Origin of the sequence: uncultured Fibrobacter sp. (genome assembly GCF_937877005.1) — a bacterium.
In the GTDB taxonomy this organism is placed as follows: Bacteria; Fibrobacterota; Fibrobacteria; order Fibrobacterales; family Fibrobacteraceae; genus Fibrobacter.
This window is the reverse complement of sequence record NZ_CALEFV010000331.1, coordinates 1-16693: the sequence shown is the minus strand read 5'-3', so window position 1 is coordinate 16693 and position 16693 is coordinate 1. Positions and strand designations below refer to the sequence as shown.

The 16693-nt window shown below is 48.0% G+C and carries 12 protein-coding genes; 9 read left to right on the top strand and 3 right to left on the bottom strand.

Annotated features, from left to right (window positions below; genetic code table 11):
• Positions 1–394 precede the first annotated feature (394 nt).
• The 8 genes from Q0628_RS14660 to Q0628_RS14625 all read left to right on the top strand — a co-directional run bounded on the left by Q0628_RS14660 (position 395) and on the right by Q0628_RS14625 (position 12979).
• A complete protein-coding gene (locus tag Q0628_RS14660; protein WP_298772250.1) occupies positions 395–2149 on the top strand; it encodes an AAA family ATPase in 1755 nt (584 codons plus the stop codon).
• 65 nt (positions 2150–2214) lie between these two features.
• Positions 2215–3543, top strand: a complete 1329-nt coding sequence (locus Q0628_RS14655; protein ID WP_298772248.1) for a hypothetical protein — start codon at positions 2215–2217, stop codon at positions 3541–3543.
• A 34-nt stretch (positions 3544–3577) separates the two neighbouring features.
• Positions 3578–4756 carry a LysM peptidoglycan-binding domain-containing protein gene (locus tag Q0628_RS14650; protein ID WP_298772246.1) on the top strand — a complete coding sequence of 393 codons (1179 nt, stop codon included), beginning with the start codon at positions 3578–3580 and terminating at the stop codon, positions 4754–4756.
• A 119-nt stretch (positions 4757–4875) separates the two neighbouring features.
• Positions 4876–6939 (top strand): HAMP domain-containing sensor histidine kinase, encoded by a 2064-nt coding sequence (locus tag Q0628_RS14645; protein WP_298772244.1) that lies wholly within the window; start codon positions 4876–4878, stop codon positions 6937–6939.
• A 1-nt stretch (position 6940) separates the two neighbouring features.
• Entirely contained in the window at positions 6941–7651 is a 711-nt protein-coding gene (locus tag Q0628_RS14640) for a response regulator transcription factor (protein WP_298772242.1), read from the top strand.
• Between the two features lie 159 nt (positions 7652–7810).
• Positions 7811–10201, top strand: a complete 2391-nt coding sequence (locus Q0628_RS14635; RefSeq protein WP_298772240.1) for a hypothetical protein — start codon at positions 7811–7813, stop codon at positions 10199–10201.
• A 142-nt stretch (positions 10202–10343) separates the two neighbouring features.
• Complete coding sequence (locus tag Q0628_RS14630; protein WP_298772238.1) at positions 10344–12098, top strand: ABC transporter substrate-binding protein; 1755 nt, start codon at positions 10344–10346, stop codon at positions 12096–12098.
• 86 nt (positions 12099–12184) lie between these two features.
• A complete protein-coding gene (locus Q0628_RS14625; protein ID WP_298772237.1) occupies positions 12185–12979 on the top strand; it encodes a CDP-alcohol phosphatidyltransferase family protein in 795 nt (264 codons plus the stop codon).
• Here the strand turns inward: Q0628_RS14625 and mpaA are convergent.
• The 3 genes from mpaA to ruvC are packed head-to-tail and all read right to left on the bottom strand — an operon-like array spanning position 12963 to position 14921.
• Entirely contained in the window at positions 12963–13658 is a 696-nt protein-coding gene (gene mpaA, locus Q0628_RS14620) for a murein tripeptide amidase MpaA (RefSeq protein WP_298772235.1), read from the bottom strand. The two genes, Q0628_RS14625 and mpaA, sit on opposite strands and share 17 nt — an antisense overlap.
• A gap of 13 nt (positions 13659–13671) precedes the next feature.
• Positions 13672–14349: a M15 family metallopeptidase gene (locus tag Q0628_RS14615; RefSeq protein WP_298772233.1), complete on the bottom strand. Its 678-nt coding sequence runs from the start codon at positions 14347–14349 to the stop codon at positions 13672–13674.
• Complete coding sequence (gene ruvC, locus Q0628_RS14610) at positions 14346–14921, bottom strand: crossover junction endodeoxyribonuclease RuvC (protein ID WP_298772231.1); 576 nt, start codon at positions 14919–14921, stop codon at positions 14346–14348. Before ruvC ends, Q0628_RS14615 begins: the two co-directional genes overlap by 4 nt.
• Positions 14922–14977: 56 nt before the next feature.
• Here ruvC and Q0628_RS14605 point away from each other — a divergent pair.
• A partial coding sequence (locus Q0628_RS14605; RefSeq protein ID WP_298772229.1) for a CHC2 zinc finger domain-containing protein occupies positions 14978–16693 on the top strand: 1716 nt, incomplete at its 3' end.

The window sequence follows — 16693 nt, the reverse complement described above, 5'->3', positions numbered from 1 at the left end:
AAGGCTCCTGCTTCCTACCAGTTCATGCGTCTGGGCTACTTCTGCCCCGACAGCCGTGACTGTGCTCCCGGCCACCTGGTGTTCAACAGAACGGTGGGTCTGAAGGACAGCTTCAATCCTTCGAAGTAATCCGCCAATAAACTTCGCATTACTACGTCACGCAAGCTCTCGCTGTATACCTCAATACAGCTTCGGCTTGCGTTTCTTGTCCTGCTCGTTTCTAGGCGAATTACGATTCATTATTTGATATATTCAACGGCAAAACATTACAAACAAATTAAAATACGAAAATTTGGGAGTCCTGCAGGGCGTTTTTGCGTGCATTTTGCACTTTTAAGTACCCTTTTGTAAATAAAAAAGCTACATTCAGTATGATAAAGCATCTGAGGCGCTTATGGAAAACGCAAAAAAAACAATCAACCTGTTTTTGAAAGGCTCTTACAGCCCAACCGAACTTAAAGCCGAACTATATAGGGCCGGCGTAGCCGCCATGGAAGAAGGCTGGACGTTCATGGACGCGAGTTTCCAGCTAGGTGGCAAGGCCCGCGACGATGGCATGGACGGCGAAGAAGTGGAACAAATCCTTCGCCGTGCGTTCTCTGCCGAAAAAAGAAGCTCGGAGCGTCCACAGGAACAAGCTGCAGCGGCTGCGAACGCCGCACCGGCTGCGGAACCCGCCTCGGTCGCCCAGACTGCACAGACGCAGACGGTGGCCATGCCAATCATAACGCCTCTTTCGGCTGGCATGGTCTCGATGGAGCAGATGCTCGCCATGGGACTCGACACACAGTCCCTGGAACTGCTACAGAACTTCAAGATCGATCCCGAAGCTCTTTCTATTCCATGGCCCGCCGCCGACTGGCGTAAGGACTTCGCCAAGCTCCTCGAAGCGACTTTCGATCCCGATGAAACGATTTCCTTTAAGATTTCGAACACGCCAAACAGTTCCGAAGAACTCGTTGCAAATATTATCGGCCAGGACGACTCTCTCAAAAAAATCATGAAGAGCCTGGACAGTGCCGAAGGCGCACTCGTGTGCATCAACGCCGTCAAGGGTGGCGAAGATTCTTCGGACGAATCCTGGCATTATCGTTACGTTGTCGTCGACAATCCAAAGATGTCCTTGGCCAAGCAGCTCGCCTACTACAAGGCCCTGAACCTCCCCTGCGCAGCCCTCGTGAACACGGGTGCAAACTCCGTGCAGGCATGGATCAAGATTTTTGCAAATGACGAAGAAGAATACAACGAGCGCGTAGACTTCCTTTTCAAGACCTTAGATTCTCAAGGTTTCAAGGTAGACCCGAGCAACAGAAATCCGCATATGATGGTACGTATGCCGGGTGTACTCCGTGGCGGCAAACAACAGTACTTGATTGGTCTCGAACAAGGCGCCAAGAACTTCAAGGAATGGCAGGAATGGGTCGAATATTCTCTTGACGGGAAACCGCTCATTGAGCTAGCGAGCGATACCGAAGAAGCCCCGAAAAAGGACCAAAGCATTGTAGAAAACATGCTTCGCGCCGGAGAATTCTTCCTCTTTACAGCCCCTCCCAAAAGCGGAAAGTCTCTAGCCCTCATGGATCTAGGTCTATCCATCTGTTACGGAGAGGACTGGTTCGGCAATCAGACATCATCGAGCGATGTCTTGTTTATCAATTTCGAATTGACAAAATCCGTTTTCCTGAACCGCCTTTACCTGTTGGGAGCAAAACGCAACCTGAATGCGAGCACCCCGAAGTTCGGTTTCCTTAACTTACGAGGCACAGCGCTTTCGCCAATCGAAACGGCGCAACTCATTGCCAAGCGTATTCAAGGAGCCAAGAAGCTTGAAAATCACGACTACCGCGTAGTAGTCATCGACCCCATTTCGGCAGTTCTGCATAACCCGAAATCAACGAGATTAAATGGAGCTCCGCACCAGATTCTAATGCAAATGATCGATACAATCATCGCTCTTACAGGCTGTGCAGTCGTATCGTCCTGCAATCTTGACGAATACCCCTACCTGGAATCGCGAGCAGACTCCGTCATCAAGCTCTCACCGGTCGAAGGAAGCCTGAATCTTTACCAAATTAATGGAAGCTTCCGCGAATTTCCCAAAATGCTCGCCCGCGAATGTTCATGGATCTACCCGAGATTCCTGGTGTAGTTGAAAATAGGAAGTAGACAGTAGACAGTGGTTAGTGGTTAGTGGTTAGTATTGAGTAATGTGTAATGAAAAACGAAAGAATGAAAAAAGATTTTAGAAGTACAAACAATCGCGCACGCGGAAATTCCGTACGTCGCGACAAGGAACAGACGGCCCCCCAAAAAAAGGAGAAGCCAGTTCGCAAAGCGATCCTCTCTTTTGAGGACATCAAGCAGCAGCTTGCCGCATGGGCCGAGAACGAGCGCATACCCGGAAAATTTCAGGCATGGTTTACAGCAGATGCGGATTCGGAACACGCTGACTGGCGAATCATCAAGACTGTTCGCGGGGGGCACGAGACACTCTCCATCGAAGCTCCAGCCCATGGCATGGAACACCCAGAACTAGTGACATGTCTTTTCGAGCAACTTAAAAAGGATCATTTACGAGTCTTTAGCAAGGCTCTCCGTCAAATTTGGCTACGCGCCACAGGCGATGGACGGTACGCAATGCTTGTACAAGTCAATTTGAGAGGTCGCAATTCGGCACATGGTTACAAGACCCTCATAGATTTTGTACAAAGAAACTGTCCCAAGATTATCAGTTGTCACCATGTTCAATGCCTACCCGACTTGCTTTTTGACCCAATAGGAACAACCCCCATGAAAGTCGAAGTCAAGAGGGCTTTCGGAAATGACTTTATGCCCATCGGAGAAACGGGAATCTGCATGCATGTACTGGACTGGTCCCCCAGAATCCGTGACGCATGGATGGGACTTCCCAAGCGCATTGAAGACGCCATTCACCCGAACGCCGAAGATTCCTTCTTTGAATTTTATTCCGGCAGTTCCTATGTGAGCGCCTCTTTAGCTAATTTGTTCAAAAAAGTCGTTTCGATGGACTGCCGAGAATACGCCATGATGTCTTCGCGTCAGAATGCCCGTAATGTAATCAACGACAACATGCGCTTTATCCGCGGACATGTAGAACAGGATTTCTTCGGAAAGTTCTTCAGCAAGGAAGAAAACGAAGGCCGCTGGACATTCTACTTCAATCTTCCGGGAGACGAGCCTCTCGCCCAGGGTGTCGCACAAATGGCAGCGCAATCTCGTCCCGAACGAATTCTGCTTCAGACCGGAGACCTCGAAGTCGCTAGTCATACCATCAAGCAATTTCGAAACTATGGCTACATGCTTCGTAAGAACATCCCCCTATACCTAGAACCCGGTAGCGGAAAATTCGAAGTTCTTTTCCTATTCGTACCAGATCGAGCAGGAATTCTTGGACAAAATCCGCTCCAAAAGCAGCGTTCCCGCAATGTTCAACGCCCACAAGAAAGGATTTCACGCAAAAAAACAAGCGAAATTCCGCATTTTAGCCAAGGAAGTCCGACTTTTAAGCAAAGAAAAGGTTAAATTATTAAGGAAAACTGCCTGTAAAAGGATTATTATGCGACTTTTTAAACTTGCATCTGTCTGTCTTGGACTTTCGGCCCTGGTGGCGTCAGCCTATATCGTCAAGGAAGGCGATACCCTTTGGGACTTGAGCGACGAATTCCTTAAGGACCCCTTCGCCTGGCCTGACCTCTGGGAAAACAACCGCCACATCCAGGATCCTCACTGGATTTATCCGGGCGATTCCATTTACCTGGGAGACAGTCTGCGCGAAGAAAACGTGATTCAGGTTGAAAAGAGCAAGCACCCCTGTAATGCCGCTATCGCAGACTCCATGCTTCCGAAAGGCAAGGGCTATGCCGTCACAAACGCCGGTTGCGATGACAACGACGATCGCAACAATGATTTTGAGAACATGCTCGGCAACCTCCGTGACAAGGACAAGAAAGCCAAGAAAAAGCCGAAGGTTGAAGATACCTTCATTTATAGCCAGCGTCCCGCTCCCAAGATATTCAACGGATACTACCAGTTACACGCCCCCGAAATCTATACGATCGATTCTCTTAAGAAAGACGAACGCTTTTTCTCGATTCGATCCGGAGAAAAAAAGGAACCGCTTATCCACATGCCCGAAACTGAAGTGGTCATTGGAATCGGGAAAAAGACGGACATCAAGGCAAAAAAGGGTGATCTCGTTGAAATTATCGACGCCAAGGCCATTGAGGTTCCAACAGCCAAGGGAAGCGGATTCGAAAAGTTCGCATTGCTCCGCCTAGCCGGGTACGCCAAGATTACCGCCATCGGAGACACTTTATCAAGAGCACAAGTGGTTCATACATTCCGCGAAATAAAGATCAATCAGTCTAAGGCTAAACTCAAAAAGCCTCTTGCCACACTTAATGTAACCGGATTCACGTCAGAAAAGGAAGCCAAATTCGATTCCCTTGCAACAATTCTTTACTCCATAGACCCGATGCTCATTATCGGCGCCTATGCCTATGTTTTGATTGACCGCGGAACCCAACAAAACTACAACACCGGTGATGCCGTAGCAATCTGGGAAGATGACCGCAGCGACAAGACCATTCCACCCCGTCTCCTGGGACGCGGAATCATTGCTCGAGCAATGGATAACCATGCCGCAGTACTGATTCGCGAAATCTACTCCAACAGTCGCCGAGTGGAAACAGGACACAGGGTTTCCATCACTCACCGAGCCAATTTCGCCAAGTGATTCGGCACCTGTTGTTAATAAATCTAATAGCCCTGTTTCTGCTGACTATATTAATAGTCGGCAGCCTTGTCGCTCTCTATTTTCCGGAGCTATCCGTTCACATTCCATTGTAGGCGGCAATGCAGGTTTCACGCAACAATCTGCTGTTCGTCCTTTTGTTTGCAGGGGGAATCATTCTCCCTACGGCAATTCTTTCGTTCCTCAGCTTCAGAAACATCCAAAACGAAATTTACCTCGCCAAGAAAAATTTTGACGAGAACCTAGCCTCGTTCCAGAACGAAATCAATGAGATTATTGATAAAGAACAAAACAAAATCAATGAAGAAACCAAAGCAGCCTCTTTGTTCCTTTACGAGCAACCACAGGGGCTGCTTGACTTCGGACACGCTACTGAATTTAAGTCAGTCGAGGGAATTGAAGCCATATTTCTATTCAACAAGAACAATCTCGTTTACCCTGACTTAACCTCCAAAAAGTTTTATAGTCCTAACAGTTTTCCTAGAAGCGTAGCCACGATTCAGGACAAGAGGTTGTTTCAGGACGAGCACAGGGGACTGACAAACGATATTGCAAAGAAGATATACCTAAATAAACGATCTAGCAGTCTAAGACCGACCGGATTCCTTTTTGACAGTCCCGAAGAAAAGGTACAGAACCTCTTAGGAATCATCCGTTTCTACTATAAAGAAAAAAAATATGACGAAGCCCTGGAATTGCTATCCATTCTTGAAAACAACCCGCACCAACAGGGCTATCTATACCACGACCTGACCTATGCCGTTCATTTGCTTCACTTCGAAATTCTGGTAAAGCAACGCAAACACCAAGAAGCCCAGGACTTCAGCCTAGCGGTTCTTTCTTCTTTTCTTGAAAGAAGGGACATTGACGAAATAGCCTCTTCAAAATTTTTCTTTGAAACGACTTTTACCCAGATTCTTTCCTTCGAGAACCTATCACAGGACAAGAGAGAAGCTTTTTGGAATTTACGCGAGAACTTCAATCGTCAGCTAGGCTATATCGACATTCTCAACCGTTACAAGGATCGTTTCCAAGAACTCCTAGATGATGAAATTTCTTCAAAGAAGGGGCTCCTGTTTCAGAATCGCGACGACGCCATTCTATTCAAGATGTCCTACCCGTTCCTATCGGGGGACCAAGTCGTGATTGCCAAAATTGATCCCGACGCTTATCGAGCCCGTTTTTTGAGCAAACTCAAGCTTACCGTACAAAGTTACAAGAACATTCCATTTTCGATTACCGAAAACGGAGAAAAACTATTGCTTGGCGAAATTCCGGAAAACGCTCCGATTATCGAACAGCAGCATCTATCCGAAGCGCTAGGCTGGGAATTTACACTATATGAAAAAGATATGCAGGACATACGCAAGGAAACTCGTCAGCGTATGTTCCTCATGTACGGTTTAATGCTTTTCGCCCTCATCACAGTCATTTTCGGATCTTTCTTCATGTTCCGCTTCATTACACAAGAGCGCAAACTTCTCGCCATGAAAGCCAACTTCCTTTCGAGCGTTTCCCATGAACTGAAGACACCCCTCACCTCCATCAAGATGTTTGCCGAGATGATGGCGCGAGGTCGACTCCAGAGGGCCGAAAAAGTTCAGGAATACTCAACACTCATCGGCAAGGAAGCGTCCCGACTGGAAAACTTGATCGGAGCCATATTGAACTACACTCGTATGGAGCACGGAACAGGCGCCTTCAAGTGGGAACGGCTAGATTTTTCCATTTGCGCCAAGAAAGTTTTTGATGCGGTAGAGGATATCGGAGTCGAAAAGGGACTCACCTTCTATACGCATTTCGAACCCAATGTATTTGTCATGGGCGACTACACCGCCCTTTACAGCCTAGTTCAAAACCTGATCGATAACGCTATTAAGTACACCAATGCGCCCGGCGATATCAGCATCGAAGTCAAGAGCGACGAAGACTGGGTCGTTTTCTCGGTAGCAGACACCGGTGTCGGCATCGCGACAAGCGAGCAAAAGAATATATTTAATGATTTCTACAGGGTGGGTGACGAAATGACTCGCAGCACCAAAGGATCGGGACTTGGACTTGCAACCGTCAAAAGAGTCGCAGAAACTCACAAGGCAACTATTTCTCTAGTCAGCAAACCAGGCAAAGGATCCACCTTTACCGTCAAGTTCAAAAAGGCAGAATAACATGTCACAGAATTTCAAAATTTTGATTGTCGAAGACGAAGAAATTATTCGTCTAGGTCTACAGGACAACTTCGAAATGGAAGGTTACACCGTAGAAACGGCCTGCGACGGAGAGGAAGCCATTGCCAAAGCAGACTCCTACCAACCACACCTAGTCCTCCTTGACTTGATGATTCCGAAAAAAAGTGGGTTCGAAGTCTGCCGCTACATTCGCAACAAGCACCCGGAAACATATATCATCATGCTCACCGCAAAGACCGAAGAGACAAGCAAGGTTGCCGGACTTGAAATGGGCGCCGACGACTACGTTACTAAGCCGTTCTCTATTCTCGAACTGCTTGCACGCGTCAAGGCGTTCCGCCGCCGCATTGAACCGCAAGGCAATGGTTCTGCAGCAACAGTACCGGATGTTCTTGAATTCGCCAACATTCGCGTTGACATCAAAAAATTCGTGGCAACCAAAGGTGGCATCCCTCTGGATCTGACTACACGCGAATACCTGATTCTAAAATATTTCTGGGCTCACCGTGGCGAAGTCGTGCTACGAGAAGACATTCTCAAGGAAATCTGGGGATATACCGACGAAAACATGCCCTCTACCCGAACCGTTGACAATCATATAGCAAACTTACGTCGAAAAATCGAAGACGACCTCGCCGATCCGAAAATCATCATTTCCGTGAGGGGTGCCGGCTACAAGTTTGACGCATAATCGTAGAGAAAGAAAGTGAAGTACAAAGAGACGACATCAACATTGAAAACCCTTTCGCAGAACACAGTTTTGCTACTGCTGTGTCTATGCGGAAGTATTTCTTTGTCCTTCGCCGAAAAAATGGAATCTTCGATTCAGGAGGCTCTCTACCTTTTCGAAATGAAAGGAGAAGTCGACGAATCCGTCAAGCTTCTGGAAAAAATATCCCGTGAAGGCGATGACGACGACAAGGAAAAAGCGTTTTTCTATTTAGGCAAGATTCAGGAAATTTCAAACAATAGTCAATCCGCCCATTTCTATTACAGCCAGAGCCTTTCCAGGACAAACGATATCGCCAAGGCCTATTGGCTTGCCGAACGCGAAGGAGCCAATAGCACTCAACCAGAAATGCTGCAACGCAAAGCATTGTCGCTTGCGACCCCGATAGAAAAGACTTTCGGAGAAAGCCCCACCTTCCTGCTAATGCAGAACAGGACCATAAAGAAGATTTCCGATGAAAAAATCATCGACATGTCGATACGACTTCCCGAAAACACCTCCGTATTCGACATTTCTCCCAAAGGCATCTGGTACCAGGGTCCAACAAGGGATAGCCTTATTTTCAAATCTTTTCTCGCAAACAAGCCGAATAGGATTTACGGCGTATCCAATGTCCTAGAAATCTATACTCGAGAAAACCAGCTTCTTGTCCAAGGGGAACAGCAACTCACTCTTATCGATAAAAAGGGGATCGTCCTCCAGATACCCGAAAAATATAGCGGCTGCCGAATCAATGGTTTCAGCGAGACAACAAACGAATACATACTCAATTGTACCGACAATGCACTACACTTCATCTCAGCCGAAGATGCCTCCGAAAAAAGGACACTAGCCCAGTTCGACGTCATTCAGGATGTCCTAATTTACAAGAACCAGATCTTTCTGGTATCCGGAAATGTCCTGTATTCCTACAAAATCAAACGGGAAAAAATTCCGTTATGGAAAATAGGCATTTCCAAGGTAGAGAATCTCTTCATATTCAACAACAACCTTGCAACGCTCGAAGCATCGGGTAAGATTTCAATCATTGACAGGAATAGCGGAATCATCCTGGCTGCAGCCCACAGCGACGCCTCCAACGCCTATCCCATAGCTAAAGGCACATTAGGTCTTTTCTCTGACGAAGGAAGCATCATCACGGTCGACACTCTACTACGGCCCCTCTGGCATTTCAATTTTACACGTCCGGTAGTTCGTCCACCCATCTATACCAACGAAGCCATCTATCTAGATTTCGGTAACAAGCAACTCACAGCAATCTCCCCGCATTATTACGGACAAAAGCCTCTTGCATCCAGCCTTCTTGCACAGCAGGCAAAGGAACTTTATGAAACAGATCAGCAGGAAGAACTGAAGCTGACGCTCGATTCCCTGTTCAAACTGGAACCCGGCAATGCAGAAGGATGGTTTTACAGGGCAATGATCCTCGAAGGTGAAAAAGGGAAGGAGAAAGAAGTGCAACGGGCATGGTCCGAAGCAGTACGACTATCTTCCGCCAACCCAAAGACAACTCAGCTCATTTTGGATCAATACAGCAAATCCATCGGAGCAAAATTCGTAAGCATGCTGCCGATATCGCCCAAGACCCGTTACCCTCAGTTTTTCAAAGGCAAGAAGAACCTGTATACCATAGATCCCTCTGCCAACAGGCTTTTCTGCCTGAATCCGGAAAACGGAGAAACACGCTGGGTAAGAAACATCGGCAAACAAGACAACAGCCCTGTTATCGACAATGACGAAAATACGCTCGTCATCGCCTCCGGGTATAACCTTTCGATTTTTGACCTCAACAAGGAAAATCCACCGACAACACTTCAGCTTCCTGGAAAAGCGTTTAAAGCACTCGTAACAGAAAGTTCGATCTATATCTGCACCTGGAACGGTTTCCTGCTTAAGATCCTGAAGGCAGACAACAAACTCGCATGGTCCAGGAAGATTTTCTCAGTTCCGTTCTTGATTGCAAAGAATGACAATACGCTCATTCTCTGTAATCTTGAGGGTGAATACCAGGAACTCGATGACGCTGCAGGACTTTCGCGTAAAAATGCAACCAAGAAAATTCCAGGCACCATCATGCACATGCAATCTGCCGATTCAACAGTCATCATAGCAGCTAGTTCCAACAGACTTTACCTATTCAACCGTTTGCAAATGGATCGACAACCATCCCAAATTCTTGTAGAATCGCCCATCACATCTTTGCAGATTGTTCATCACCAAAACGAAAAGAAAATCATGGTGAGCCTTTCAGACCAGTCCATATTGCTCTATACAGAGTCTGGAGCGCCCTTATGGAAATACCAGGGCAACGGATCCATATTCTCGGCTCCGATGGTCAAGGATGGAATTGCATGGATCGATCAGACCAACGAAGTGGTTGGAATTTCGCTGAATAACGGAAAGGTGGAGCGCAGATTCAGTACTCCAGGAGGCTCGGGCACCCCCTTTATTATGAACCAGACCCTGTTCAGCGCCTCCCCGAAACATCTCCTATACGGTTTTTCATTGTAAAACATTCGAAAACCACCCCAAATAGCGCGAAAAGCGCCCCTTTTTGGACCATGTAAATAAATTTTGGTGGTTTTTTTAACAAAAACACACTAAATTTAAAAGAAAATCCGCTCAAGGAAAAAGGGTTCTATTGGATAGGAAAATGAAAACACATTTCGCACTCTTTGCGGCTTTAAGCACAGCCGTTTTCTTTTGTGCATGTAAAGGCGAAAAAAAGACCACTGACGACGAACAATCTCAATCGGAATACAACCGTTCCGAAACGCTCTATATCGGCGGTTTTGACTGGGCGCCCCCCTCTACCTTCAACCCCCTCGACTACGATCCAAATTTCCCGATTGATGGAAATTGCAGACTGAGCTACGAATCCCTGCTCGCCTACAACCAATTGAGCGGTGAACTCGAACCAATGCTTGCCGATAGCTACTCTGCAGACGAATCCAAGATTACCGTCCATCTGGACGCCAAGGCCAAGTGGAACAACGGCACTCCAGTAACCGTCGATGACGTGATTTTTACATTCAAGATAGACTCCCTGCTTCCGACTCCGAGACATGGCAACTGGAAATACCTGAGCCAAGTCACCAACGACGGCAACAACAATATTTCCTTCCATTTCGGCAAAAATAAGAACGCGCTCATCATCTTGAACGCCATTGCCGAGACATCCATTTTGCCCAAATCCGTGTTCGAGCCTCTTGTCGAAAAAGCAAAGAATGGCAAGAAATACGACATGAGCGTCATCACGGAATTCAAGAACGACTCCCTGCCCGTCATTTCTGGTCCTTACAACTTGAAGACCTATTCTCCGGACCAGATTGTACTGGAGCGGAATGACCGTTACTGGGGCAATTATAAATATGGCGGAAAGGCCCCCGCGCCCAAGTACATCATCCATTCGCTCTACAACCTGAACAACCATTTCAACAGCGCCATGACCAAGGGTAACCTGGACATTTCGTCCGTATTCCTTCCCCGTATCTGGGACAAGGCCAAGGATGGAATTCGCGCATGGAGCCGGAACGAACCCTACCATCAACCGGGGTCGATCACGACACTCATCATCGAACACCAGCGCGAACCTTTTAACGATGTTTCCCTGCGTCGTGCATTGATGCACTCCATCAATTTCGAAAAGATTAAGTCCAGGGCAATTTCCAACTACACCCCCGTCATTCAGCCCGGGTTCATCCTCCCCTTCGGGACCGAATCAAAATTCTTTAACAAGGACGACGCCGAAAAGTACGGATATTCGTTTGACATTGACAAGGCCAAGGCCATTTTGGCCGAAGCCGGCTACAAATGGGATGAGAACGGCAAGCTTCTGGACAAGAAGGGAGTCCCCGTCCGCAATATTACAATCGAATGCCCCCAGGGCTGGACCGACTGGGAAGACGCTATCAAGGTCATCGTCGAATCCTTGCACGAGATTGGTCTCGTTGCCGAAGAAAAGTTCGTTGATTACAGCGTCTGGGACAAAGACCTGAGGCTCGGCACCTTCGACCTCGCCATGAAGACGCAGACCGCTGAACTATCCGCAGCATCGCCATGGAACCGCTTCGAACAAGTGATGGGATCGATTTCTTACAAGGATGTAGGCGAAGAAGCCTTCGCAAACCAAGGCCGCTACAAGAACGATGAAGCAAACAAGCTCATTCTCAAGATTCCGGCTCTCACAAACGAAGCGGAACTTAAAGAAGCCTACCGAGAGCTGAACCGAATCTTTATGGAAACAATCCCCGTGCTGCCAATTATGTACCGCCCCACGCAGTACTACCAGTTCTCGACTAAGCACTGGGACAATTTCCCGACCGAGGAAAACCCCTATGCACCACCGCAAAACCTAGTCGTCGCAGCGGGTGTCAAGGCTCTATGGTCAATCAAACCGGTTAAATAAATCTAAAGAAAGCCCCTTTTCGGGCTTTTTTCTTTTTTTTGTCAGAAAAAAACTATTTTTGAGACACACTTGATAGTGGAGGATCTATGGGTAAATCTCGCTTTATTTTGCCGAACGCATTCACCAGCATGAACTTCTTGCTCGGAGTCTTTGCCATTTGCTGGACGACAGGCGCATTCAGTTCGTTCACTAGTTCCGATCCTATTCGTACAGGAGCCTACTTCATCATCTTGAGCGTACTGCTTGACAAACTTGACGGTTTTGCCGCTCGTCTCGTAAACGCAAGCTCCGAATTCGGAGCTCAGTTCGACAGCCTTGCCGACCTTATTGCTTTCGGTCTTGCACCGGCCTTTACCGTATTCTTCGCTTACAAGACCTTGTCTCCTGAATGGTTCCAGGCGAACGGAGTTCTGCTTATTGTAGCATTCGCAATCTATGTACTTTGCGCTGCCATGCGTCTTGCCAAGTACAACGCCTGCGACTCCGACACTTATCATCACCATTTTTCGGGATTGCCGTCAACCTTTGCAGGTGCCATCAACGCGATTCTTATCGTGTACCTCAAGTCTCATGGACTCTTCGAACATCCTGACTCTACTATGATGTTCCTGCCCGTATTCGTCCTGTTGGTCACCGGATTGCTAATGGTGAGTCCTCTTTTCCTCCCCAAACTGCAACCTCGCAAGAACCAGTTGTTCAACATCGGGCAGGCCATCCTGATTGTCATCACCTACATCTGCGGATTCATGTTCATTTCCGAAAAGATTCCCTTCATTCTCGAATACTTGCTGATCCTCTGCTCCAGCTACCTGGTTATCGGTTTTGGCGTAGGATTGGTTCAGCGCAAAAAAATTATCGAAGAAGCTAAGGAAGGGAAATAAGCATTTCTGCAAAGGTCTGACCGTAACGGTCAAAAAGGGCCTCCAGCGACAAACGAGGAAGCTCCAGAGTCACGCACTCTGGACTTTTTTGTTCCTTGCACCAAGTCCCCAAGCTCCCCGGAGTCGGGTAACCAATGTCCGGTAGCCAAGGTAGGCAGAATGTTTCGCAGCACTTCTTTACAAGAGGCGTATTTTCAGAAGCGTCAATACAGGCCATGGGAGCATGCATTGAAAGGATGGACCGAGGATTCAAGTTCCTTATCAGTCGCACGAGCGATTCCGTTTCCGGTTCACTCCCCGCGCTGACTCCGGGAAGCAACTTCGTATCGCGATCCGCTTCCAATACTGAGCGAGAATAGACCGGAGCAGCGCTCCAGTTGCCTGTCGGGAAATTACGGTTCAGGTCCACACCATTCGCATTGCCCCGCATTCCAAGCATCATGCCATCGGGGTTTGCGCAAAGAACAAAGGCTACATGAGGTAATGTACGGGTTATCGCGCGCAATGCGCGACTCAACAGGAATGTCGTTTCAGGCTCCTCCCCGTGAATTCCAGCAACCACCAGAACATGGCATTCTTTAGAACAAGGCACATAGTTCAAAGCGGTTCCGTAAACAGACCGACCGTATTCACGCAGCGGCAACTGAAAGATTCCCCGTATGTCCGTATCGAATTTCATTCCGAAAAATAGTTTATATAAAATAAGGATAAATATAATCAGACGCCAGGCGGTCTAAATTGTCAAGGAGCGCAGACTTGCAAGCAATATCCGTTTTCTCGTACAGAGTACGCAATTCATTAATTGAAAAATTCTCTAGATACTTTCTTGAAGTTGGCAGATGAGCAATATGCCACTTTTCCGGCTGAATTTTTCCGCGACCAGGAACAAACACACGGTTGAATCCGAAGGCATTTTCCGAATCCATCAATTCTGTCAATTTTTCGTGGAACGAATGGAACATACCTTCACATTCGGCCGGAGTCAGTTGCACTTCGTAACCCTCTGGACATGCAAATCCATCCACAACATCTATATCGGTACCTAAATGATGGCGACTCGCCCCCGGAAGTGCGGACCAGGTGAGAATTGCGTACATCAGTTGTTCTTCATCGCGCGGACGCTCCATAGGCACTCCCTTTGCATCGAGCAACCTGAGTTCTCCCGAAGCCTTGCGGTTCCATATCGAAAGTTGTCTTTCAAATGGACGATACGCCGATTCTATCTGCAACCGAAAACCAAAACGAGAAAGGGCTTCGCTTAATTTGTTGTAATCCTCGACAATTTGTCTATCGACAAAATACCCATTCATTTCGACAAAATCATCCGAAGCTGCATTGCGCAATCCGTAGCATATTTCCTGGGGCGTCATTGAATCGTTCCTCCCATCTTTTCAATCAGGTCCATCCATTGCTTCGTAGTCACTTTCTTGGAGCGACTCGACGACTTGCCTTTCTTTAAAAGAGTCGCGGCAAGCGGCAGCGGGCTCGCATGCGTCCAGGCAATGGCCAAGGCATCGGATGCATCCAGGGGTAGATCCCCCGGTTCTATGCCAAGGCGAGCAAAAATCATATTGGCCACCTGTTCCTTGGAGGCGCCACCATCCCCCGTGACAGCTTGTTTTACCGACCGAGGACTGTATTCGCTATACGTGAGTCCCCGCTTACGGCATGCCACCAGAATTGCACCACGGATATGTCCCAGAACAAGTGCACTTTTGACATTTTTTGCAAAAAAAACACCTTCCATTCCGAGCGAGTCCGGATGGTATTTATCTAGAAGGAGTTCCAGTTCGGACACAATATGCAACAGACGGTCTTCCAGGGATTTAGAAGCCGGTGCATGAATGACGCCATATTCCAAAACACGAGGGGTTTTCGCCCCCGTTTCCAAGAAAGCATATCCGGTTGTAATAGAACCAGGGTCAATCCCAAGAAAAATCATAGTCTAAAAATTAAAAAAAATGCTAGATTATTTAAGTGTAATATCGAGGTTACCTTATGATTATCGACCAAGAACATGCTGGTATCATTATGCGCGCCAAGACCCATCCTAGGCAGTTGGGAATACCTCTGAGTCGGTGGGGACGAAACTTAATCGCTTGTTGCCCTTTCCATTCTCCAGAAGAAACCTCGCTATTCTTTTACGACGCTCTCGGTTACTGGAGATACCGGTGTCTGCAGTGCGGAAGCGAAGGCGACCTCGTTGAATTCGTGATGCGTAGCCGTTTCAACGGACTCGATGAACAGGCTGCACGTTCCGAAGCCGTGGACTTCTTAGGATCACTAGAACCCGAGCACGATTCCTCGCCCGAAGAGCATCCGTGGATACGCGAAATTGGCGGAGAAAAGTCAAAGGTCCTCGAGAACTTTGTCCGTTACTGTCACTGGGCTGCCTGCAAGAGTCCTTCTTCGGCGGATTTTTTTGCAAACCGCGGGTGGAGCATTGGACAGGCGCAGCTTTACGGCCTCGGCTATTACAGCGGAGACCCGGAACCATTCTATAGCTACTGCATGCTTTCGGGAATAGAGCGCCACCAGGTATCTTTCTACCTCGACAACCTAGAAGCCTATCATGAGCCGCGCATCACCATTCCTGCGCGCAATTCCAAAGGCCTGATCCACTCCGTCTACGGACGCGTCCTAGACGAAGCCGACAGCCCACACACCTATGTTTCTTACGCCTCTGGCCCGAGCGATATTCCGTTCAACATACAGCCCGATATCGATAAGCCCGTCATCGTCGAAGGATTCTTCGATGCACTTACCGCAGACCTCGCCGGAATTCCGGGAGTCGTCTCGACCATGTACCAGGAGTTGTCGCTCAGCCACCTATACAAGCTAAAGGCCTGCGGAGCCGAATCCGTGACGGTCATTCTTCGCCGAGAACAGGACCGCCGAGAACAGGAATATCGTATTCAGAAATACCTGAAGATGGCCGAGGAGCTGTCACTGAAGTTCAAGTCCATTGTTCTGCCCAAGGGAGAAAATGTTGACCAGGTCGTCCGCAAGAACGGCGCAGACCAGTTAATCAACCTGATCGACCAGACCGAAGAAGACACGGTGCATTCCCACCGCAGATCCATGCTGCTACAGGATATCAAGGAAAACTTCGATACGGCCATGGGTTGCCCTCCCGATGTCAGCGTGGGTTACAACCTGAACACCTTCCCGAAGCTCACACAGAAAATTGACGGTATCCAGTCCGGATGTTTCTATGTATCCTCAAAGCCCTTTGGACTGAAGACGACCCTCCTGTCTAGTTTCGCACTGGACCTGCTACAGAGCAACCAGAAACTAAAGCTTATCTATATCGCTCTCGAAACGCCGCGTCGTCAGATATTCGACAGGCTCGTCGCCATGCTTATTGGCGAATCCGTACTGACCGTACGCAAGCAGAGCGAAGACGAATCTGTAAACCAGAAGATTCTTGAAGCGACGCGCGACCTGATGGGCTACGTACGCAGCAACAGGCTTGAAATCTGGGAAGACCAGCCATCCTTTGACAACCGCGAACTGCTTTCAACCTTGAAGGAAGAAGTCAAGGAACATTCGAACCTGGTCGTCATCGTCGATGGCATCGACCACCTGAAGGTTTCCGATCACGCAGACATGCCTGATATTCATGAACGACGCTCATCGGTGATCCTTGACCTGTACAAGGCGCTCGATATTCCAATGTTTATCGGAGGAGAGCTAATCGATTCCGAACAAGGG